21 protein-coding genes and 1 pseudogene are annotated in these 20,453 nt (G+C 69.4%); 13 read left to right on the top strand and 9 right to left on the bottom strand.

Features of this window, described 5'->3' with window-relative positions; all coding sequences use genetic code 11:
* Window positions 1-528, top strand: a pseudogene (locus AB0H32_RS28240) (ATP-dependent helicase); the annotation flags it as partial.
* 138 nt (window positions 529-666) lie between these two features.
* On the top strand, window positions 667-1,569 hold the full coding sequence (locus AB0H32_RS28235; protein WP_361125726.1) for an alpha/beta hydrolase: 903 nt from the start codon (window positions 667-669) through the stop codon (window positions 1,567-1,569).
* Here the strand turns inward: AB0H32_RS28235 and AB0H32_RS28230 are convergent.
* Window positions 1,566-2,462: an NYN domain-containing protein gene (locus AB0H32_RS28230; protein WP_361125723.1), complete on the bottom strand. Its 897-nt coding sequence runs from the start codon at window positions 2,460-2,462 to the stop codon at window positions 1,566-1,568. The two genes, AB0H32_RS28235 and AB0H32_RS28230, sit on opposite strands and share 4 nt — an antisense overlap.
* A gap of 204 nt (window positions 2,463-2,666) precedes the next feature.
* On the opposite strand from AB0H32_RS28230, the gene AB0H32_RS28225 reads away from it, so the two are divergent.
* Window positions 2,667-2,822: a hypothetical protein gene (locus AB0H32_RS28225; protein WP_361125720.1), complete on the top strand. Its 156-nt coding sequence runs from the start codon at window positions 2,667-2,669 to the stop codon at window positions 2,820-2,822.
* Window positions 2,823-2,866: 44 nt separating this feature from the next.
* Here the strand turns inward: AB0H32_RS28225 and AB0H32_RS28220 are convergent, their stop codons facing one another.
* The 3 genes from AB0H32_RS28220 to AB0H32_RS28210 all read right to left on the bottom strand — a co-directional run bounded on the left by AB0H32_RS28220 (window position 2,867) and on the right by AB0H32_RS28210 (window position 5,460).
* Window positions 2,867-3,472, bottom strand: a complete 606-nt coding sequence (locus tag AB0H32_RS28220; RefSeq protein WP_361125717.1) for a MarC family protein — start codon at window positions 3,470-3,472, stop codon at window positions 2,867-2,869.
* A 72-nt stretch (window positions 3,473-3,544) separates the two neighbouring features.
* Window positions 3,545-4,402, bottom strand: coding sequence for a PHP domain-containing protein (locus tag AB0H32_RS28215; RefSeq protein WP_361125714.1), 858 nt, complete (start codon window positions 4,400-4,402; stop codon window positions 3,545-3,547).
* Window positions 4,403-4,818: 416 nt separating this feature from the next.
* Window positions 4,819-5,460 (bottom strand): DUF6758 family protein, encoded by a 642-nt coding sequence (locus AB0H32_RS28210; RefSeq protein ID WP_361125711.1) that lies wholly within the window; start codon window positions 5,458-5,460, stop codon window positions 4,819-4,821.
* Between the two features lie 172 nt (window positions 5,461-5,632).
* Between AB0H32_RS28210 and AB0H32_RS28205 the strand changes: the two genes are divergently transcribed.
* Window positions 5,633-6,892 carry an MFS transporter gene (locus tag AB0H32_RS28205; RefSeq protein ID WP_361125708.1) on the top strand — a complete coding sequence of 420 codons (1,260 nt, stop codon included), beginning with the start codon at window positions 5,633-5,635 and terminating at the stop codon, window positions 6,890-6,892.
* Window positions 6,893-6,933: 41 nt separating this feature from the next.
* Here AB0H32_RS28205 and AB0H32_RS28200 read toward each other — a convergent pair whose 3' ends face one another.
* Complete coding sequence (locus AB0H32_RS28200) at window positions 6,934-7,518, bottom strand: suppressor of fused domain protein (RefSeq protein WP_361125706.1); 585 nt, start codon at window positions 7,516-7,518, stop codon at window positions 6,934-6,936.
* Window positions 7,519-7,977: 459 nt separating this feature from the next.
* On the opposite strand from AB0H32_RS28200, the gene AB0H32_RS28195 reads away from it, so the two are divergent.
* A complete protein-coding gene (locus AB0H32_RS28195; protein WP_361125704.1) occupies window positions 7,978-9,102 on the top strand; it encodes a magnesium and cobalt transport protein CorA in 1,125 nt (374 codons plus the stop codon).
* Between the two features lie 23 nt (window positions 9,103-9,125).
* Window positions 9,126-9,653: a hypothetical protein gene (locus AB0H32_RS28190; protein ID WP_361125701.1), complete on the top strand. Its 528-nt coding sequence runs from the start codon at window positions 9,126-9,128 to the stop codon at window positions 9,651-9,653.
* Between the two features lie 301 nt (window positions 9,654-9,954).
* Here the strand turns inward: AB0H32_RS28190 and AB0H32_RS28185 are convergent, their stop codons facing one another.
* The gene (locus tag AB0H32_RS28185; RefSeq protein ID WP_361125698.1) at window positions 9,955-10,692 is read right to left on the bottom strand and encodes a hypothetical protein; all 738 of its coding nucleotides are present in this window, start codon (window positions 10,690-10,692) and stop codon (window positions 9,955-9,957) included.
* 211 nt (window positions 10,693-10,903) lie between these two features.
* Here AB0H32_RS28185 and AB0H32_RS28180 point away from each other — a divergent pair, with 211 nt between their 5' ends.
* The 4 genes from AB0H32_RS28180 (at window position 10,904) to AB0H32_RS28165 (ending at window position 14,543) form a co-directional block, all read left to right on the top strand.
* Entirely contained in the window at window positions 10,904-12,208 is a 1,305-nt protein-coding gene (locus AB0H32_RS28180) for a CBS domain-containing protein (protein ID WP_361125695.1), read from the top strand.
* Window positions 12,198-12,797, top strand: a complete 600-nt coding sequence (locus AB0H32_RS28175; RefSeq protein WP_361125692.1) for a DUF1003 domain-containing protein — start codon at window positions 12,198-12,200, stop codon at window positions 12,795-12,797. The genes AB0H32_RS28180 and AB0H32_RS28175 overlap by 11 nt, the downstream gene beginning before the upstream one ends.
* A 43-nt stretch (window positions 12,798-12,840) precedes the next feature.
* Complete coding sequence (locus tag AB0H32_RS28170) at window positions 12,841-13,974, top strand: Mrp/NBP35 family ATP-binding protein (protein WP_361125689.1); 1,134 nt, start codon at window positions 12,841-12,843, stop codon at window positions 13,972-13,974.
* Between the two features lie 320 nt (window positions 13,975-14,294).
* Window positions 14,295-14,543 (top strand): SCO4226 family nickel-binding protein, encoded by a 249-nt coding sequence (locus AB0H32_RS28165; RefSeq protein WP_361125686.1) that lies wholly within the window; start codon window positions 14,295-14,297, stop codon window positions 14,541-14,543.
* A gap of 120 nt (window positions 14,544-14,663) precedes the next feature.
* Here the strand turns inward: AB0H32_RS28165 and AB0H32_RS28160 are convergent, their stop codons facing one another.
* Entirely contained in the window at window positions 14,664-14,972 is a 309-nt protein-coding gene (locus AB0H32_RS28160; RefSeq protein WP_361125683.1) for a hypothetical protein, read from the bottom strand.
* Between the two features lie 342 nt (window positions 14,973-15,314).
* Between AB0H32_RS28160 and AB0H32_RS28155 the strand changes: the two genes are divergently transcribed.
* On the top strand, window positions 15,315-15,596 hold the full coding sequence (locus AB0H32_RS28155) for a hypothetical protein (RefSeq protein ID WP_361125680.1): 282 nt from the start codon (window positions 15,315-15,317) through the stop codon (window positions 15,594-15,596).
* 182 nt (window positions 15,597-15,778) lie between these two features.
* On the top strand, window positions 15,779-16,204 hold the full coding sequence (locus tag AB0H32_RS28150; protein WP_361125677.1) for a sulfocyanin-like copper-binding protein: 426 nt from the start codon (window positions 15,779-15,781) through the stop codon (window positions 16,202-16,204).
* A gap of 208 nt (window positions 16,205-16,412) precedes the next feature.
* On the opposite strand, the gene AB0H32_RS28145 is transcribed toward AB0H32_RS28150, so the two are convergent.
* Window positions 16,413-16,814, bottom strand: coding sequence for a hypothetical protein (locus tag AB0H32_RS28145; RefSeq protein WP_361125674.1), 402 nt, complete (start codon window positions 16,812-16,814; stop codon window positions 16,413-16,415).
* Between the two features lie 172 nt (window positions 16,815-16,986).
* Here AB0H32_RS28145 and AB0H32_RS28140 point away from each other — a divergent pair, with 172 nt between their 5' ends.
* Window positions 16,987-19,605, top strand: a complete 2,619-nt coding sequence (locus tag AB0H32_RS28140) for a DUF6185 family protein (RefSeq protein ID WP_361125671.1) — start codon at window positions 16,987-16,989, stop codon at window positions 19,603-19,605.
* A 48-nt stretch (window positions 19,606-19,653) separates the two neighbouring features.
* On the opposite strand, the gene AB0H32_RS28135 is transcribed toward AB0H32_RS28140, so the two are convergent.
* The gene (locus tag AB0H32_RS28135) at window positions 19,654-20,325 is read right to left on the bottom strand and encodes a hypothetical protein (RefSeq protein ID WP_361125668.1); all 672 of its coding nucleotides are present in this window, start codon (window positions 20,323-20,325) and stop codon (window positions 19,654-19,656) included.
* Between the last annotated feature and the right edge of the window lie 128 nt (window positions 20,326-20,453).

Genomic DNA, 20,453 nt, shown 5'->3' with positions numbered 1-20,453 from the left:
GCCCCGGAGACGGTGGAGGCTGAGGCGACGCCGCGTCGGCGTACCCGCAAGGCGGCCGAGCCGGCCGCCGAAGCAGCGGTCGCAACGGCCGAGGGCACGGACGAGGCCGCCCCGGCGACCAAGCCGCGCCGGACGCGGAAGACCGCCGCTGCCGCACCCGAGGCGACGGAGGCGGAGGCCAAGCCGCGCCGCACCCGCAAGACCGCAGCCGCCGCCGAAGCAGCCACGGACACCGCCGAAGGCACGGAAGCCAAGCCGCGCCGCACCCGCAAGACCGCGGCCGCCGCACCCGAGGCGACGGAGGCGGAGGCCGAGGCCAAGCCGCGTCGGACGCGGAAGGCTGCCGCCGCCGTCGAAAGCGCGGTGGACGGGGTCGAGGCGGCTGCGCCCAAGGCGCGGCGGACCCGTAAGGCGGTTGCCGAGGCAGCCGCTGCGGAGATCCCGGCGCAGGCCACCGAGGAGCCGGAGGTCAAGCCGCGCCGGACCCGCAAGGCCACCACGGCGGTTGCGGAGACCGCCGAGGCCTGATCGGCGCACCGGTTCGACGACCGGACGCGCAACGGCGTCACCCCCCCGGCCGGGCCCACTTCTGTGGGACGGGGCCGTCGGCGTCCCTGCCTCGCCCCCCACGCCCTGCCCGCCCGCCAGGCCCGATAGCCTCTCCCCATGAGCAGGCCTGCCACCTTCGTCCCGCCCCCCGGTGCCCGTGCGTACTCCCTGCGAACGGCGCGCGGCGAGTTCGCCGTCGTCGACGCGCCCGTGGCCGACGGGGTCGAGCCCAGGGGCGTTGCCCTGCTGCTGCCGGGGTTCACCGGGAGCAAGGAGGACTTCAACCCGCTGCATGTGCCGCTGGCCGAGCGCGGGTACCGGACCATCGCCGTGGACGGGCGCGGGCAGTACGAGTCCGACGGCCCCGAGCGTGACGAATCCGCCTATGCGCAGGATGAGTTGGCGCGGGACGTGCTGGCGCAGGCGGAGGCGGTCGGGACGCCCGTGCATCTGCTGGGGCACTCGCTGGGCGGGCAGATCTCGCGCGCAGCCGTGCTGATCGACCACTCCCCCTTCCTGTCGCTGACCCTGATGGCCTCGGGGCCGGCGCAGATCTCGTCGTCCCAGCAACAGCGGGTGAAGCTGCTGCGGGACGCGCTCGGCGTGATGACGATGGCCGAGGTGTGGGACGCGATGCAGGCGATGGAGGCCCCCGAGGAGACCGCCACGGGCGGGCTCGACGGCGGTCTGGACAACCGGGAGGATCTGCGGCGCCGCTGGCTGGGCACCAAGCCGGCCCAACTCCTGGCCACCGGGCGCCAGTTGTGTTCCGAGCCGGACCGCGTCGCCGAACTGGCCGCCGTACCGCTGCCGTTCCATGTCCTGTCGGGTGCTCTGGACGACACCTGGCCGCTGGCGCTGCTCGACGGCATGGCCGAGCGGCTGAAGGCGCGGCGGACGGTCGTCGAGGGGGCCGAGCACTCGCCCAACACCGACCAGCCGCTCGCCACGGCCGCCGCGGCAGCCGCCTTCTGGGACGAGCACACGGACCGGGCGCGCCAGGCACGCCCGGCGGGCTAGTACTGCGTCTGCAGGTGGTCCCAGAAACCTTCCCGCAGGGCGTGCCGCAGGTCTCCCTGGCCGCGTAGCGAGTACTGGAGCACGCGTTCCGCCTCGACCAGCAGGTCCTGGTCGACGGAGCCGGGCAGGCGGGGGTGGCCGGGCAGCAGCTCGGCCAGGGACTCGCGGCCTCGTGCGGCCAGCCACTTCGCCGCGATCTGGGCGCCGACGAAGCGGACGTCCTCGCGGGAGGGCCGGGCCCCGGCGACGGTCTCGTAGGCGGCGGCCGTGCGGCGGGCGACGTACGGCTTGAAGAACTCCAGGTCGAGGGTGCGCTGGCTGTCGACCTCCCAGAGCAGCGGTTCGGCCTGGTTACGGCCCTCGGGTGCCTCGATGCCCCACAGGTGGACGCGTGCGCCGTAGCCCTGCGCCGCCTCCACCGCCGACACCAGGTCCTCGTCGCCGCCGAGGAGGGCCGCGTCGCTGATCGCGCGGTGGCGGGCCAGGGACTCCAGGTCGGAGCGGATGAGGGAGTCGACGCCCTTCTGCTGGTTGTTGGCGTTCAGGTTGCCGAGGCGGACCTTGACGTCGGGCAGTTCGGCGATGGACTGCTGCTCGGCGGTGTGGATGCGGCGGCGCGCGCCGTCGTACCAGTAGACGCGCAGCAGGCGGCTGTCCGCGAAGATCGTGCGGGCCTTGTCGATGAGCGCGTCGATCAGGCCCTCGGCGTCGAGGTCGAAGGAGCGGCGGTCCTCGGTCCCGGCGATGAGCCGACCCGCCGCCGCATACAGATAGCCCGCGTCGACGAAGATCGCGTGGGTCGAGGGCGTCTTCGCCACCTCGGCGAGCATGCGCTGCAGCAGCTCGTTGGTGCGGTCGATGCGGGCGGTGAGGGCCGCCAGGTCGTCGTTCATCGCCTCCATTGTCCCGGCGGTCACGCTGCGAACACAACTGGTCCCGGTCGGTCCACCGAACCCTCCTTACCAGTCGGTAATTAGCCGTTCGAAAAATTTCTTTAGCGTAGGGAATGTTTGTAACATGCAGCGCGTTGACTAGAGCGACACAACGTCACACCCAGTAGTTCTCCGCAGGAGGATGACCAGACGAAGGGAGAAGCCATGCGCTTCGAAATCATGCGACTCGACGAGGTCAACGGCACCACCGTGGACAGCACCGTCGTGGACGCCGCCTCCGTCAACCGGATCGTTCAGCAGGCCGCCGCCGTCGGACAGCGCCTGTGGATCCGCCCGGCCGAGACCACCGCGGCCTCGTAACGGGCAGCGACACTCAAGCTTTCCGGGGGAGCCGAGGCGATGTCTCAGCTCCCCCGGATCACCTGAGTGACACCGTTGATGATCTGCTGCACGGCGATCGCGGAGAGCATCATGCCCGCGAGACGCGTCACCAGGACCACGCCGCCGTCCTTGATGACCCGGATGATCAGCAGCGAGTAGCGCATCACCAGCCACAGCACGACGTGGATCGCGAGGATCGCGGACCACACCGAGACCTGTGTGGCCACACTGTCGGCCTTCTGCACGGCCAGGATCACGGACACGATGGCGCCGGGCCCCGCCAGGAGCGGCATGCCCAGCGGCACGAGCGCGACGTTCACATCTTTGGTCTGCTTCGGCTCGTCGGTCTTGCCGGTGAGCAGGTCGAGCGCGATCAGCAGAAGCAGCAGACCACCCGCGATCATCAGCGCGGGGACGGAGACGTGCAGGTAGTTCAGGATCTGATGACCCAGCAGGCCGAAGGTGGCGATCACCCCGGCCGCCACACAGACGGCCTGGAAGGCCATCCGCTTCTGCACCTTGGCGGGGCGCCCGGCGGTCAGCGCGAGGAAGATCGGGGTGATCCCGGGGGGATCCATGATGACAAAAAGGGTCAGGAACAGGGAGCCGAAGACAGCGACGTCGAACATGGGGGAAGCACAGGCCTTGCAGGAAGAAGAAGAATGGGCGTGAGGTGGCGCGGAGTCGACCCCTGAGGGGCCTCAGGCTCCGCCGGTCCCCGGGACGGGAAACGCGCCGGTGGCCCGCCGGATGATCTCGCCGTACACCTCGGGGTCCGTCGTGTATTCGCCGAGCGCCACGCTCTTGCGGCTGCCGTGGTAGTCCGAGGACCCCGTGACCAGCAGCCCCAGCTCCTTCGCGAGGCCCCGCAGACGGTCCCGGGAGTCGGCGTCGTGGTCCATGTGGTCGACCTCGATGCCGTCCAGGCCGGCCGCGGCCATCTCGGCGATCGCGGACTCCGGCACCGTACGGCCGCGCTTGGCGGCGGCCGGGTGCGCGAAGACGGCCACGCCGCCCGCGCTCTTGACCAGCCGGATCGCCTCGAAGGGATCGGTCTCGTGCTTCTCCACGAACGCGCGGCCGCCGTCGGCCAGCCACTCCTCGGTGAAGGCGTCGCTCACCGTGGGCACCACGCCCAGCTCGACGAGCGCGGTGGCGACATGCGGACGCCCCACGGAACCGCCGGCGGCAATCCGCTCGACCTGCTCCCAGGTGACCGGCACGCCGAGCGCGTTCAGCTTGGCAACCATGCCCCGGGCCCGCGGCACCCGGTCGTCCCGGACCAGCTCGCGCTCGGCGAACAGGGCGGGCTCATCGGGGTCGAAGAGGTAGGCCAGCAGGTGCATCGAGATGCCGTCGATGCGGCACGACAGCTCGGCACCGGTGACCAGGGTGAGGCCCTCGGGCACCGCGGCGATCGCCTCGGCGTACCCGCGGGTGGTGTCGTGGTCGGTCAGCGCGACGACGTCCAGACCGGCCACGGCGGCATGCCGCACCAGCTCGGCCGGGGTGTCCGTACCGTCGGACGCCGTGGAGTGACAGTGCAGGTCGATGCGCACGACGCGTACTCCAGGCGGTGACGGACGGAGGGGGACACCTAAGGATAGCGGCAATACGACCATGCCCTGTCACACCCGAACCCGACCAGCACCCCCTACACCACCCCACCCAGGAGCCCGCGAAACCACACAACGAGGCGCAGCCGCACAACGAGGCGCAGCCGCAGAGGGGGTCGCGGGGAACTGCGCGATGCGGCGCAGCCGCAAAGGGGCGCGGGGAACTGCGCGACCAGCCACCACGAACCCGCACCCGCCCGAAGCCCCGCACCACCCCCGAACCTGCCCCGCCCCACGGCCCACGCCGCACGCGTCACGGCCCACACCCCACGCCTTACGGCCCAAAACGGCCCACACCCCACGCCTTACGGCCCAAACAGGAGCAGCCGCTTACGGCCCAAGCAGGAGCAGCCGCATCGTCACGGCTTGAGCAAGCGCGGCGACAGCGCCCCGTAAGGCACCAGATCCAGCTCCGCCCCCGCACCCCGCAGATCGGTCAGCACCAGCTCGTCATACATGAGCAGCCCCGACTGCTCGGGCCACATCACCGCCCACAGCCACATCCCGAGCGCCTCACCGGCGAAGACGGCACGGTCGTCGGGGGCGCGGTAGACGTGCCAGAGGGGCGTCGGGCGGCCGGCGGCCAGGACCTTGGCCTGGGGCGGCTTCTCGACGTTCATGTACGACCCGGGGTCCGGGCCGTCAATGCCTGCGTACCACGCACCGAGGCCCACGCCGAGTTCCTCGGCGACCAGGATCAGCTCGCCCATGCCGCCGAGCGGGCCAGGGCCGGAGCAGGCCACGGCAGTGGCACGGCCGCCGCTGCGGTCGTCACCCGCATAGGTCACACCCGTGAACAGCCAGCCAACCGGCAGCGGCCACGGCATCCACACCGGGACCTGCGTGCGGTGCACCACGACATTGAGCGCCTCAACGCTGGGCGGGATCACGGGCTGCAGCGGATACACCGTCCCGTGCACGTCGCACTGCCAGGAATCGGCGAAGAGGCCGGGAGCCCTGACCCGGCCACCACACTTCGGGCAACTGGGTTCGCCCCTCATAGGGCTCCACGCTCCTACCCCTGCACGCCCACGTCAAGGACGATCACCCGTCCGGACGGAACACGGCCGCGCCGCCCCGCCGGCCGAAATTAGATGCATCTTGAATTAATTAGCTCCCCTAACTTACTATGTGTATTACCCAACTATCCGCTCGACCGGACGGGAGAAGCACATGGACCCCTTCGACGCGGGAGCCGGCGGCTTCCTGCGACAGCCCAGGGCGGTCTGGGCCACGGCCGGCGCCTCCGTCGTCGCCTTCATGGGCATCGGCCTCGTCGACCCGATCCTGCCGTCCATCGCGCAGGGTCTCGACGCCACCGCCGGCCAGGTGTCCCTGCTCTTCACCTCGTACTTCCTGATCACCGCGGTGGCGATGCTGCTGACCGGCTTCGTCTCCAGCCGCATCGGCGGCCGCGGGACCCTGCTCCTCGGCCTTGCGTTCGTGGTCGTCTTCGCGGGTCTCGCCGGCACGTCCGACTCGGTCGCCCAGCTCGTCGGCTTCCGAGCCGGCTGGGGCCTCGGCAACGCACTCTTCGTCTCGACCGCCCTCGCGGTCATCGTGGGCGCGGCGGCCGGAGGCAGCGCGGCGGCGATCCTGCTGTACGAGTCCGCGCTCGGTCTCGGCATGGCCTGCGGCCCGCTGCTCGGTGCGGTCCTCGGCAACGCCAGCTGGCGCTACCCCTTCTTCGGCACGGCGACGCTGATGGCGATCGGCTTCGTGTGCATCACGGCGTTCCTCAAGGAGCAGCCGAAGCCCGCCCGGAAGACCTCGGTCCTGGATCCGATCAGGGCGCTCGGCCACGGCGGCCTCGCCTCGGCGGCGATCTCGGCGTTCTTCTACAACTACACCTTCTTCACCGTGCTGGCCTTCACGCCGTTCGTGCTGAACATGACCCCGTACCGGTCGGGCGGGGTGTTCTTCGCCTGGGGGCTGCTGCTCGCCGTCTTCTCGGTGATCGTGGCCCCGCGGATGCAGCGGCGGTTCGGCTCACTGAAGGTGCTCGGCGGCTCGCTGGTACTGCTCGCGGGGGACGTGCTCGTGCTCGGCTACGGCAGCCACACCGCGGCCGTCGTCTGCACGATCGCGTCCGGCGCGTTCATCGGCGTGAACAACACGGTCTACACCGAGTTGGCCCTCGGCGTGTCGGATGCGCCGCGGCCCGTGGCAAGCGCGGGCTACAACTTCGTCCGCTGGTTCGCGGCCGCCGCGGCGCCGTACCTCGCGCCGAAGATCGAGGAGTGGACCGACATCCACGTCCCCTTCGTGGTCGCCGCGGCCACCGCGGTGCTCGGAGCGGCGGTGGTCCTCGTACGGCGCAGCGCGCTCTCCCTCCCCCACTCTCGGCTTCGCTCGAGCGGGGGGACCCCCATGACCGAGGAACCGGAGACGGCGCACGGCGCCGAGGACGGCGTCACCGTCTTTGCCAACTGACCGATTTCAGCCTTGTGTTGGTGAGATCGGTCACTTCCGGGTCAGTCGAGCGGGACGGACCTGCGGGCGGGGTCCCTCAGGTCCGTCCCGTTCGCGAGCCAGCGTTCCTGGAGGGCTCCCGCGCCGTGCACCCGCTTCCAGGCGGCCTCGTTCGGGGTCATCGGCAGCAGCGGCAGGAATCGTACGGGATCCATCGGCTCGTCCAGCTCCAGATCCTCGACGAGGCCTCCGGGTTCACCCACCAGGACCGAGGTGAAGGGGGCGTCGGGCCACAGCGGCTCTCCCACGTCCAGCGAGGCGCCGGGGGCCACCACCACACCTTCCACCTGCGGGGACGCCGCAAGTACGGCGAGCGCGCGAAGCACCTTGTCGGTGTCCGCGAGGCCCGCGCGCACGGACATCACCAGCTCGGCGCGGGGGCCCTTGACGGGGTCGGCGAGCATGGCCGTGGGGTCGGTCATGGGGTGCGCGGACATACCGAGCGTGGCGTAGCGGACCACGTCCCCCTCCTGGAAGCGGAGCACCTCCATGCGGTCCGTACCGAGGAAGGTGACCGCTGCGCGCGCGTCCGGTTCGCCCAGCGCGGTGCTCAACCGTGCCTCGACCAGAGGAAGAACATCAACCATGCGGTGAGCATAGAACTCGTCAGCAGCGGGCAAAGCGGCGCCTTGACACTTCGGGTGACTGCTACGCTGAGCCGGTGGTTCGGGGCAGCACGCAGAAGCGTCGCTATCAAGTCCCGACGCCGATGAGACTCCCTTACGAGGGACCGGCCGGAGGAGGTGGGGCTGTCATGGATCGAAGTCGACCTGGTAGTACCACTCGCTCTTCCGGCTGCTGATGTAGTTCCCGGCTGGCTGCCACCTTCCCGTTCGCGTCGCCGTTCGGAAGAGCACTTCGTTTTGCTTTGCCCTGATCTGTCTGATCTGAATCAGTCCCGCAGCAGCAGCGAAGTCGCCACCGCAACGGAGCGGTGCTCCCCGCTTTGTGGACGTGCCAAACATCCGAAGCCAGGACGTCCCCATTCCGGGTAGTTCCACCCGTCGCCGCGCGCTGTCGCTGCCCGCCCGCGAAGGAGCCTGCCCATGTCGATGATCCGCGACCTGCGCGCCGTGGTCCGTCCGTCGTCCCGCCCCTCGGTCCGCAAGGATTCGAACGCCTCGTACGACACCACACGCGACCCCGCGACGCCCTCGGCCGTCGTCGACTGCGCCGTCTACCGCGACGGTTCCCGTGTGCCGAGCAGCAAGCCGCTGACCCCGCAGGAGGCGATGCGGCAGGTGCGCCGTGACGGCGGGTTCGTCTGGATCGGCCTGCACGAGCCGACCGAGGCGGAATTCGCTGGCATCGCCACCGAGTTCGGACTTCACCCGCTGGCCGTCGAGGACGCGGTCCAGGCCCACCAGCGCCCCAAGCTGGAGCGGTACGACGACTCGCTCTTCACCGTCTTCAAGACCATCCACTACGTCGAGCACGACGAACTGACCGCCAACAGCGAGGTGGTCGAGACCGGCGAGGTCATGTGCTTCACCGGCCGGGACTTCTTCATCACCGTCCGGCACGGCGGCCAGGGCTCCCTGCGGGCGCTGCGACACCGGCTGCAGGACGACCCCGAGTTGCTCTCGAAGGGTCCCTCGGCCGTGCTGCACGCCATCGCCGACCACGTCGTGGACGGCTACATCGCGGTCGCCGACGCGGTGCAGGACGACATCGACGAGGTGGAGACCGAGGTCTTCTCGCCCGGCCGCAGAGGCGGGGTCTCGCGCGGTGTGGACTCGGCGCGGATCTACCAGCTCAAGCGCGAGGTGCTGGAGTTCAAGCGGGCGGTGGCTCCGCTGCTGCGGCCGATGCAACTGCTGAGCGAGCGGCCGATGCGGCTGGTCGACCCGGACATCCAGAAGTACTTCCGGGACGTCGCCGACCACCTCGCCCGGGTCCAGGAGCAGGTCATGGGCTTCGACGAGCTGCTCAATTCCATCCTCCAGGCCAACCTGGCACAGGCGTCGGTCGCGCAGAACGAGGACATGCGGAAGATCACCGCCTGGGCCGCGATCATCGCGGTACCGACGATGGTGTGCGGTGTGTACGGCATGAACTTCAAGTACATGCCCGAGCTGCACTGGAAGTACGGCTACCCGGTGATCATGGGTATCACGGCCGTCCTGTGTCTGGGCATCCACCGCACGCTCAAGCGCAACGGCTGGCTGTGAGCGGGGGTGGATAGGCTGGGCCCATGACAAGCGAGCTGCTCGGCCAGGCCCTCCTCGACCAGGCCCTCATCGAGGAGGCCACGAAGAAGTCCGGCCTCATCTGGGTCAGGGGTGCCGAAGCCCCGGCGGCGCGTGCGCTGTGGCACGTGTGGCACGAGGGTGCCGTGTGCCTGGTCGGCGACGGGCCCGGGGAGCAGCCGCTGCCCGCCCTGGCCGACGGCGGCTCTGCCGAGGTGACCGTGCGCAGCAAGGACAAGGGGGGCCGGCTGGTGAGCTGGCCGGCGACCGTGTCCGAACTGGCGTCGGGCTCGCCGGAGTGGGAGGCGGCGGTCGCCGAGCTGAAGGGGAAGCGCCTGAACGCCCCCGACGGCGAGCGGATGCCGGATCGCTGGGCCCGCGAGTGCAGGGTGGTCCGCCTGGTGCCGGCAGGGGCCCCGGCAACGCTGCCCTCCGACAACCTGGCCGAACGCCCGCTCCCGACCCCGGCGACTACCCGCCGACCCGTCCCGCCGGGCCTGCCGAGGCTGCTGGCGAAGCGTCGGAAGAAGTAGGGCCGACGGCCGAGCGGCGGTGTCCGGCACCGCCGGAAACGAGCGTCGTGGCTGATCACCGTTGCGGCGGATCTGGGTGACCGGCGGACGTGAGCGACCGGCGGGAGTGGGCCACCGGCAGACGTGAGCGACCGGCAGACGTGAATGACCGACGGACGTGGGCGACCAGCAGACGTGAGCGACCGACGGACGTGGACGACCAGCAGACGTGAGCGACCGGGGGCGTGGACGGCCTACGGGCGTGGGCGGCCGGCGGACGTGAGCGGCCGACGGGTGTGAGCGGCCGACGAGCGTGGGCGGCCTACGACGTCGGCAGTTGCTTGCCGTAGTCCACCGTCTCCGACTTCGACGGCTGGGTCACGGTGAAGTCCTTGCCCCAGTCCGAGAATCCGAGTGTGCCCGCGCTGCCGCCCCGCACCAGGCGCAGCGGATACGGCTTGCCCTCCAGGGAGACGTCGAGGGTGCCGCCGGAGCCGGCGTCGCCGGTGATGCGGATCGTGGGGGTGCCGGACTGGTCGTGGTGGCCGTCCGCCGCCAGTTTGCCGTGCAGCGTCAGCAGGCCGTCGAGCAGGACGTCCTTGTCCGTGAAGCCGCTGAACTTCTTGTAGGCGGGATCCCCCTGCGGCACCGTCACGTACTTGCCGTCCAGCTTGCCGGCGGCACCGTCGCTGCTGTCCGCATGGTTCCAGAAGCCCGCGTCGGCCTTCAGGTACAGCTGCTTGCCGACCCGCAGCAGCCGGAACGTCGCCCCGTCGGAGGTGACCGAGCCGGTGCCGCCCTCCTCCTTCAGCTGCATGTCCAGCCGGTAGGTGCGGCCGCTGGTGACCACCGTGCCGGACAGCCGCACCGCGGGGGCCGTCCGCGCCGCGTCCCGCGTCTTCGCCTGGATCTGCTCCGCGGACAGCTTGCCGACCCCGTTGGTCCCCTCATCCGGGTCGTCGCTGCACCCCGTCAGCACCATCGCTCCCGTCGCGGCCAGCACACAGGTCGCGGCCGTCAGTGCGGCCCGGCGGGTACGGCCCTGGGGAATCGCAGTCACAGGTGGCACTGCCTTTCTGACGGTTCCTGAGCGGCGTACGGCAGCGTACCGGGGCCTTGCCCGCCCGGCGGAGCCAGTCCGTCCGGACCGCCCACCAGGGCGTATCCGATCAGGACGGGCTAGCCTGAAGCGCACCCGAGTGGTCACATCCGAGCAATCCACAACAATCCCGCGCCAACCGACACGATCTTCACGCAAAGGAAGCACAGTCATGGCAGCCGGCGCCCCCCGGGTCTTCGTCTCGCACATGGCCGGGGTCCCCGTCTTCGATCCGACCGGTGACCAGGTGGGCCGCGTCCGCGATCTGGTCGTCATGCTGCGCGTCGGGCGACGGCCCCCGCGCGTCCTCGGGCTGGTCGTCGAGCTGGCCACCCGCCGCCTCATCTTCCTGCCCATGACCCGGGTGACCGGCATCGAGTCCGGGCAGGTCATCACCACCGGCGTGGTCAACGTCCGCCGCTTCGAGCAGCGGCCCACCGAGCGGCTGGTCTTCGGGGAGCTGCTGGACCGCCGGGTGAAGCTCGTGGAGAGCGGCGAGGAGGTCACCGTCCTCGACCTGGCCGTGCAGCAGCTGCCCGCGCGCCGGGACTGGGAGGTCGACCGCGTCTTCGTCCGCAAGGGGAAGAAGGGCGGCGCCTTCCGGCGGGCCAGGGGAGAGACACTGACCGTGGAGTGGTCGGCCGTCACCGGGTTCTCGCTGGAGGAGCACGGGCAGGGCGCCGAGAGCCTGCTCGCCACCTTCGAGCAGCTGCGCCCCGCCGACCTCGCCAACGTCCTGCACCATCTCTCCGCCAAACGGCGCGCCGAGGTCGCCGCCGCCCTCGACGACGACCGGCTCGCCGACGTCCTGGAGGAGCTGCCGGAGGACGACCAGATCGAGATCCTCGGCAAGCTGGCCGAGGAGCGCGCGGCCGACGTCCTGGAGGCCATGGACCCGGACGACGCGGCCGACCTGCTCGGCGAGCTGCCGGAGGCGGACCAGGAACGGCTGCTGAGCCTGATGCAGCCGGCCGACGCGGCCGAGATGCGGCGCCTGATGTCGTACGAGGAGCACACCGCGGGCGGTCTGATGACCACCGAGCCGATCGTGCTGCGCCCGGACGCCACCGTCGCCGACGCGCTCGCCCGGGTCCGCAACCCGGACCTCTCCCCCGCCCTCGCCGCCCAGGTCTACGTCTGCCGCCCGCCCGACGAGACCCCGACCGGCAAGTACCTGGGCACGGTCCACTTCCAGCGGCTGCTGCGGGACCCCCCGTACACCCTGGTCAGCTCGCTCGTCGACGACGACCTGCAGACCCTGGACCCGGACGCCGCGCTGCCCGTCGTCGCCGGGTTCTTCGCCACGTACGACATGGTCGCCGCGCCCGTCGTGGACGAGTCCCGGTCGCTGCTCGGGGCGGTCACGGTGGACGACGTGCTCGACCACATGCTGCCCGAGGACTGGCGGGAGACGGAGTTCCACCTGAACGACGAGAACGGGGCGACCGACGAGGGGGCGAGTGCCCATGGCTCCTGACCGCGAGAGCACGCGCGAGCGCACCCCGACGGGCGCCACGGCCGCCACCCGGCCCCGGGCACGTCTGGACCAGCCACGGCCGCCCCGGCGCCGGATCCTGCCCGAATGGGACCCGGAGGCCTTCGGCCGCCTGTCGGAGAAGATCGCCCGCTTCCTGGGCACGGGACGCTTCATCGTCTGGATGACGGTCGTCATCATCCTGTGGGTGGTCTGGAACATCGCCGCACCGGCAAACCTGCGCTTCGACACCTACCCGTTCATCTTCCTGACCCTGATGCTGTCCCTGCAGGCCTCCTACGCCGCCCCGCTGATCCTGCTCGCCCAGAACCGGCAGGACGACCGCGACCGGGTCAACCTGGAGCAGGACCGCAAGCAGAACGAGCGGTCGATCGCCGACACCGAGTACCTGACCCGGGAGATCGCCGCGCTGCGGATGGGCCTGGGCGAGGTGGCGACCCGCGACTGGATGCGCTCCGAGCTGCAGGACGTGGTCAAGGACGTGGAGGAGCGGCGGCGCCACGACGGCCACGTCGTATTCCCGACAGAACGGTCAGAACGGTCGCCCGGACGTGACGCAGACGACCGCTGAGGGGCTACCCGCAGGCCCCTCGGCGCGCCGTAACATCGTCCTTATGGCTACGGAAGACGCGGTGCGCGAGGCACTGGCGACAGTGAACGACCCCGAGATCAACCGACCCATCACCGAACTCGGGATGGTCAAGTCGGTGGAGATCGGCGCGGACGGAGCGGTCGCGGTGACCGTGTACCTGACCGTCTCCGGCTGTCCCATGCGCGACACCATCACCCAGCGCGTGACCGAGGCGGTCTCCCGCGTCGAGGGCGTCACCCGTGTCGACGTCACACTGGACGTGATGAGCGACGAGCAGCGCAAGGAGCTGGCGGCGGCCCTGCGCGGCGGCCAGACCGAGCGCGAGGTTCCCTTCGCCAAGCCGGGCAGCCTCACCCGGGTCTACGCGGTCGCTTCCGGCAAGGGCGGCGTCGGCAAGTCCTCGGTCACGGTGAACCTGGCGGCGGCGATGGCGGCCGACGGCCTGAAGGTCGGTGTCGTCGACGCCGACATCTACGGCCACTCGGTGCCGCGCATGCTCGGCGCGGACGGCCGTCCGACCCAGGTCGAGAACATGATCATGCCGCCGTCCGCGAACGGCGTGAAGGTCATCTCCATCGGCATGTTCACCCCGGGCAACGCCCCGGTCGTCTGGCGCGGCCCGATGCTGCACCGCGCCCTCCAGCAGTTCCTCGCGGACGTCTACTGGGGCGACCTGGACGTCCTGCTCCTGGACCTGCCGCCCGGCACCGGCGACATCGCCATCTCGGTCGCCCAGCTGGTCCCGAACGCCGAGATCCTGGTCGTCACCACGCCCCAGCAGGCGGCGGCCGAGGTCGCCGAGCGGGCCGGCTCCATCGCCGTCCAGACCCACCAGAAGATCGTCGGCGTGGTCGAGAACATGTCCGGCCTGCCCTGCCCGCACTGCGGCGAGATGGTCGACGTCTTCGGCACGGGCGGCGGCCAGACGGTCGCCGACGGCCTGACCCGCACCACCGGTACGACGGTCCCGGTCCTCGGCAACATCCCCATCGACGTCCGCCTCCGCGAGGGCGGCGACGAGGGCAAGCCGGTGGTCCTGACCGACCCCGACTCCCCGGCCGGCTCGGCGCTGCGCGCGATCGCAGGCAAGCTCGGCGGCCGCCAGCGGGGCCTGTCCGGCCTGTCCCTGGGGATCACTCCGAAGAACAAGTTCTGAAATCGCCCGCCTGCGATCTGCGGCTCCGTCCTTGGTCAGCCTTCTGACCAGCGGCGGAGCCGTCGGCGTTGGTCAGCTTGGTCGTCGTTGAGCGCCCTCCGACGGCCCCGGCCGGACATGAGCCGTGGTAACTGGTGGCCATGAAGTCGGGAGAGGTGCCCAAGGAGCACAGAGAGGCATGTGCGCCGCCGCTGGAGCTCCGCTGCTGGGGGTCTGCGCGGTCGCTGTCGCGGTCGTACAGGCACACGATGGACATGACGGAGTTGGCAAGCGACTCTGCAATGCGCCGGGACACGACAGCCGGAAGGAGGCGCGACGCCATGCCCCAGTTCATGGATGTCCACCACGGGATGAAGGGCATCACGGCCGACCAGCTGATGCAGGCCCACAGGGCCGACCTCGCCATCGAGAAGGAAGAAGGCGTCCACTTCGAGAAGGCCTGGGCGGATCCGGAGTCCGGCACGGTCTACTGCCTCTCTGAGGCCCCCACGGCTGAAGCGGTCCAGCGCATCCACGAACGCGCTGGTCACCTGGCCGACGAGATCCACCCGGTCCCTCTGGCCGTGTGACCCGCGTTAGAGCCCATCTCAGGTGGCGACTCTGCGGTAGCAGATGAGTGTGCAGGCGATGCTGGTGGAGGTGAGGCATGCCGGACGCCGCTGTCTGACGCTGCTCACTCGCCGGTGGTGTCAGTCGTGCTCCGCCTCGTTCGCCTCCTTGGTGGCTGCGGTCCGGGCGCGACGGCGGCCCAGCAAGGCGCATACCAGGATCACCAGGCCGATGGCGACGACCTTGGCGGCCTGGTAGGAGCCGATCGCCAGGTCCTCTGGGGTGAAGGGCAGCCGGCCGAGCCCCAGTGCGGGAGCGAGGCCGGCCCACGCCGCCGCGAGAACCCCGAGGACGATCAGTACGACAGCGCCCCGCGGCCCGAGGTCCGCCCACCAGGGCCCCGGGACGTAGTCCCCTTCGCTGTTCCGCTCAACGTCCTTGTCGGTCATGACCTGTTCTCCTGTGCATGCGGCGGTGATCACGGAGGAAGACGCGGGCTACGGTGCCGGGGGTTGCCGGGCCCACGCCTCCTGCTGGGGGCCGGCATCCCGTCGGCCGCTTCCGCCTTGCTGGACGTTGGCTGCCCTCGGACGGCCCGGAGACGGCCCGAGAAGGGAAGGGCGGGCCGCTGACCTTCGACATGGCAATCGATCAACGCTGCAACGTGTCTTCGCGCATGATGCAAGGTCGGGGCGCCCGGCCCTCAGGAAGGGACCTATGGGCCAGTCAGCCGGAGCCTCCGCCGTCGCATCCTGGAGAAACAGAGCGATCAGCCGAGGGAAGTGATCGGCATGATGTGGTACGACGGCGGATGGGGCTGGGGCGGCTGGTTCTTCATGACTGTGTTCATGGTGCTGTTCTGGGCCCTGGTGATCGCCGGAATCATCGCGCTCGTGCGCTACTTCACCGGCAGCCATCGCCACCAGCAGCAGACCGGCTCGCCTCCGCCTTCCGGCGAACGTGAGTGGGCAGGCCGACGAGCCGAAGACGTGCTCGCCGAGCGGTACGCCCGTGGGGAAGTCGACGACGACGAGTACAAACGCCGTCTCATGCTGCTTCGGGAGCACCAGTGATCGGGAACAGCCACCGAGAAGTGTGGCTGATCATCGCTGCTGGAGCCGCCGCCTTGGTATTGGGCCTGGCGACGACTGCCTTCATCGCCACCACCGGCGCGTTCCGGACCACGGCCCCCGCCTCCTGGAGGACGCACGGCGCGCGATGCAGTGCACCAACGCCGGCGGGTCACATGGTGGACGTGACCGTCGGCGACATGGGACGGATGATGGGCGGCCCAGGCGGACCAACGACGACGTACGGCCGTCCGGGCTGGCACAGCATGGGCATGATGCGCCTGCTGGTACGCCCGGCAACGGTTCCGGCCGGGAAGGTGACACTGCGGGTCGTCAACACCGGAGCACTCGCACACGAGGTGATGGTGCTGCCGCTGCCGGCGAGCCAGGCCGCAGGAGAACGTGCCATCGCCTCCAACGGCCGGGTTGCAGAGACGGGCAGCCTCGGTGAAGCCTCGCGCAGCTGTGACGCGGGGAGCGGGCGTGGCATCCTCCCGGGCGCTACAGGCTGGACCACACTGACCCTGGCTCCCGGTCGCTACGAGCTGGTGTGCAACTATCCAGGCCACTACGCCGCCGGCATGTACAGCGAACTCGTCGTCACGCGGTGACGGGTCCCGCTACGCCACCCCCCACACGGCCCAGAGACGGCCCGAGCACGGCCCCGGATGCCTCGGAAGGTCCGTGACCTGCTGCTTTACCAGAGGAACAAGTTCTGAGGAAGTCGAGGACTTCCACGACGAAGGGGCGCCGTCTTCCACCGGCGGCGCCCCTTTGCCGTACATCCGTGTCTCCGTGGCCGCCTCTCCCCGCTCGCGGTCAGCCGTCCTCGCTCTCGCGCTCGCGCCGCGGGCACAGGTCGAGCGGGGTGCACAGCTGGATCACCTGGTAGCGGCCTCCTTCGGCCTCCTCGCTCCGCTCGAGTTCGGAGTGCGGCATGAACCGCCATTGCGAGGCCTTGGTGTGCCGTGTCCTGTCCGCCTTCTCCACATGGGCATGGAGGGTGCGGGCCCGGGGGTCGTTGGTCTCCACCAGCACCTCGCCCGGAGCGATCGGGAAATGATCATGTAGAAGGCACAGACCAAAACGGTTCAGGTTGCCGTGCTTGGCCAGAACCGCCACCAGATCCCGGACGAACTCGGCGTCCTGGGGGCCCAGCGCCTCGGCCTCTTCGAAACGGGGAAGTGACGTTCTCGGAGCGGAAACGTTTATTTCGGCCATGATTCCTCCGTCAATTGTTGACGGTTGTCCGATTCCATTATCAGCCACTGACTGTTTTCCTGCAATTCCGGAGACTGAGACGAAGGAGTGGGCTGTTCGAACTCCACCGTGCGCCTGAGTGTGACCTGGGGAACGCATGTCTAAATTCCCCGGAGGAGGAGGTGGCCAGACAATGAAGGCGATCAGGTGGTGGCGGCTGCTGACCCTGCTGGTGACAGCGGTGGCATGGTGGGGATGCTCCCCCGCCGAGGCGCAGGCGAACACTCGCGACAACTGCTTGACGGAGCAACTTCGCCCCCGCTCCGTCGAGGCCGAACTCCGGTTCTCGCAGCGCCACCAGGCTTACGTCAAGGTATATTCGGGCCTGACGGTCAAGGTGCCCAGGAAATGGGATCTCGCCCAGAATCTGACGTTCAGTGAGGATTCGAAAGAATACCGAAGGGCGATGCGCTGCCTGCTGCTCGGCCCGAAGGGAAAGATCAGCGACACCGAGCGACGCCCCCATGATCCCACGGTAACCGCCGAGGGCGACACGGTTACGGTTAAGTACGACGCATTCACCTGGATCCAGAATTACGGAACCGTCCGGCTCGGCCCTTGGGTAATTTCCACCAACAAGAAGAAGGAATGGGAAGTCGCCCTTCGGACGTCGACCCTCGGTCGATTCCCCTGGAAGCGCATCGAAGCAACTCTGGACGGCCTGAACTTCAATGACCACTCCAAACCTGAGGCGTCGTTTGCCGACGCGAACAGACTGGTGTGGAAGGACGAGATGCCCAGAAACGTGGTCTTCGACGTCGATCTTCCCTGGCAGCGTTCCTTGTCACTGGTCTACGACCGGTCGTTCTGGGGCACAGCGGGCGTAGCGGCATGGTGGGTGTGCGCCTCGTGCGTGATCGTGTTGGCCGCGCTCCGCAGCGAGCAGCCGTATCCTTCCGCTGCGCAGGGTACGCCGGGCTCACCGAATATGCCGGGGTGGTATTCGCGAAAACCGAGGTGGTGGGCCGGCAACGGCCGCGGCGAAAATCCTGTGGCGACAGCGCTTCAATGGGCCCTGCTCAGCACGGCAGTCGCCCTGACACTTCTCCTGATCGTTCCGCAGCAATCCATCGCACTGAGGTGGCGCAGCCTCATCTGTATTTTCGCGGGTCTGGCTCTGCTCCTCGTCGCCCGCCCTTGGCACCGTGGCATGCCCCCCGCTGTGACGGACACCCGGACGGACGGGTCCGCCGATCCCGATGACGCCCCGCGCCGCCAGGCTCGCGCCGTCATCGCAACCGCTTCCGTGGTGGCGGCAGCCGGTCTGCTGGTGGTCCTGGCCCCCGCCCTCTTCGGCCTGCCGGCAGACCTCGTGCCGAAAGCGAAGCCGACCGTTTCCGGTCTGGTCGGGCTCGCACTGATGGGCCTGACGACCGTGTGGCTGTGGCTCGCGGCGATGGCCGCCTGGGCATGGCGCTTCGCCCGCGAAGGAGGCCTGGTCCGGACCTCCTGGACCCACACGTGGGACACGGCGCCGGGCCGCTGCGTCGCCGCGGCCTCGGCTCTGGTGGCGGTGACCGTCGGAGCCCTGCTCGCGTGTATCTGGTGGTCGTCCGAAAGTCAGTGGATCCGCACCGGCTGGCTCACCGACAGGAGCGGTTCCTTCACCGACGATCCATACGTCAACAAGTTCATGGCGACTTTCTCCTTCACCGACCTCCTATGGGTTTACTCCCACAGCTGGATTCTGACGGTCATCGCCCTCCTCGCACTCCTGTATTTTCGCGTCAGGACGCAACGGGCACAGGTCGGGAACAACGACGAGCAGCTTTCCTTGCGACCGGACACGCCGGAACTCCTGCTGATCGCGGCCGTATTTTCCTTCCTCGTGGGACTGCAGGGAGGAAAAGCTGCGGGCTCCAGCGGGCTGTTCGGCATCTGGATCCCGTTGAACATCATCTCCCTGTATGTGGTTGTCGGCTTGGGGCGACAATGGTCGGTACTCGGCGAGCTGGGAGACTGCTTCTGCTCGAAGCTGCTGGGCAGCAAGAAGCGTCGTCGTGAATTACTGACAAAAGCCCGACAATATCGCAGCGTGAACCATCAATTGTACTTGCTGGACCAGGGGCGTGGCGGAAGCGCCACACGCCAGCAATTGGAGGACCAGCTGCACCGACTACGCCAGTGGGTGGTCTCCGGGTGCAACGGGAAAAATCCGCCCGAGCACATTTCCGTGCTCGATGTCGCGCTGGCCTGGGGGCCGAGGGATCACTGGTGGTCCAATGCGGTGCATTCCGCGCGCCTGGCATTCTGGTTCGGAGTTCCGGCCAGCGCGGCCGCTGAATTCCTCGACCTGAAGAACCCCTGGAACTGGCTGCAGTTTCTCTATACAGCCACCGGAATCCCGGATGTCGTCGCAAATTTCTTTTTGTACCAGCTGGCATGGACCGGTGCCGGATTCGTCCTGGGTGCGCTGTGGCGTCTGTTGCCCGGGAGCAGCAGTCTCATGCGCGCCTGGAGCCTGACCCTCGCGTATGCCATGCCTGTCTGCATCGCGGTCCTGATCAGCAGTATCAGGGACGCGGGCTTCGGTCCCGTGCTTCTCTATGCCCTGCTCATGCTCATCGTCCTGACGCTCACCGGCTTCTGGATGGACACGGCGACCTTCAGACACGAGCGGGACCTCTGGCGGAGTCGTTCCGCCCTGCTGCTGTCGATCTACCAGGTGCGGGGCTTCTCCACACGGCTCGCCTGGCTTCTCGCCCAGATGGCCCTGGCCGCCGGGATCTGGAAGCAGCTGTTCCACGGCTGAGGCAACGTGCGGCCGGCCCCGGCGCCGACGGCGCCGGGGTCCGCCCTGCTAGGCGTAAGCCGCGATGTCCTTCACCACGGCGAACCCGAGCCCGTACGCACTCATTCCTCGCCCGTAGGCCCCGACGTGAACCCCGGCCTCGGTGGAGCCGGCCAGCACCCAGCCGAACTCGGACTCCCGGTAGTGGAACGGCGTGGGTACCCCGTCCACCGGAAGCGAGAGGGTGGACCACTCGGGCCCGTCGAGATCGTCGGCCAGAGCCCACGCGGTCTCCGTCTGCTGCTCCAGCCAGTCGTCCCGCAGACTGTGGTCTATCTGCCCGGGCCAGGTGAACGACAGCAGTCCCACCCCCGCCAGCCACGCCGCCGAGGACACCGACGTCGCCTCCAGCAGCCCCGTACCGTCGGCGCTCCGCCGGGACGGATTCGCGGCCACGGTGACCACGACCGCGAACTTCTCCCTGGGCTCGTCCGCGGAACCGGCGATGTGCTCATTGCGTACGGTGGGCTCGTCACCGTGCCCGATCGAACCGTGCTCGACGGCACCGTCGGCCGCCGTACCGACCTGCATCAGCCAGCGCGGCCCCGTGAACGCCTCGTCGAGGCCGTACCACGGGAAGGGCGCCTGCAGGTAGCCGCCGACCGTGCGCCGGGCGGAGGCGAACTGCTGTCCGCCCTCCGCATCCGACGCCTGCGCGCCCACCCGACTCGTCGTCTCCATCTGCCCGGACGCCTCCTCGCTCTCGTCGGACCGGGGCGGCCCGCCCCCCTTCGGGCGTACTCGTCCGGTCCGCACAACAACTCGGCAGCATATCCACACCGCTGAGAGCGGCAGGGAAAGCGCCCGGC

The sequence above is a fragment of the Streptomyces sp. NPDC020362 genome, from assembly GCF_040642095.1.
Lineage (GTDB): Bacteria > Actinomycetota > Actinomycetes > Streptomycetales > Streptomycetaceae > Streptomyces.
Note: the sequence above shows the minus strand (reverse complement) of the source record. Positions and strands in the feature narration are given on the sequence as shown.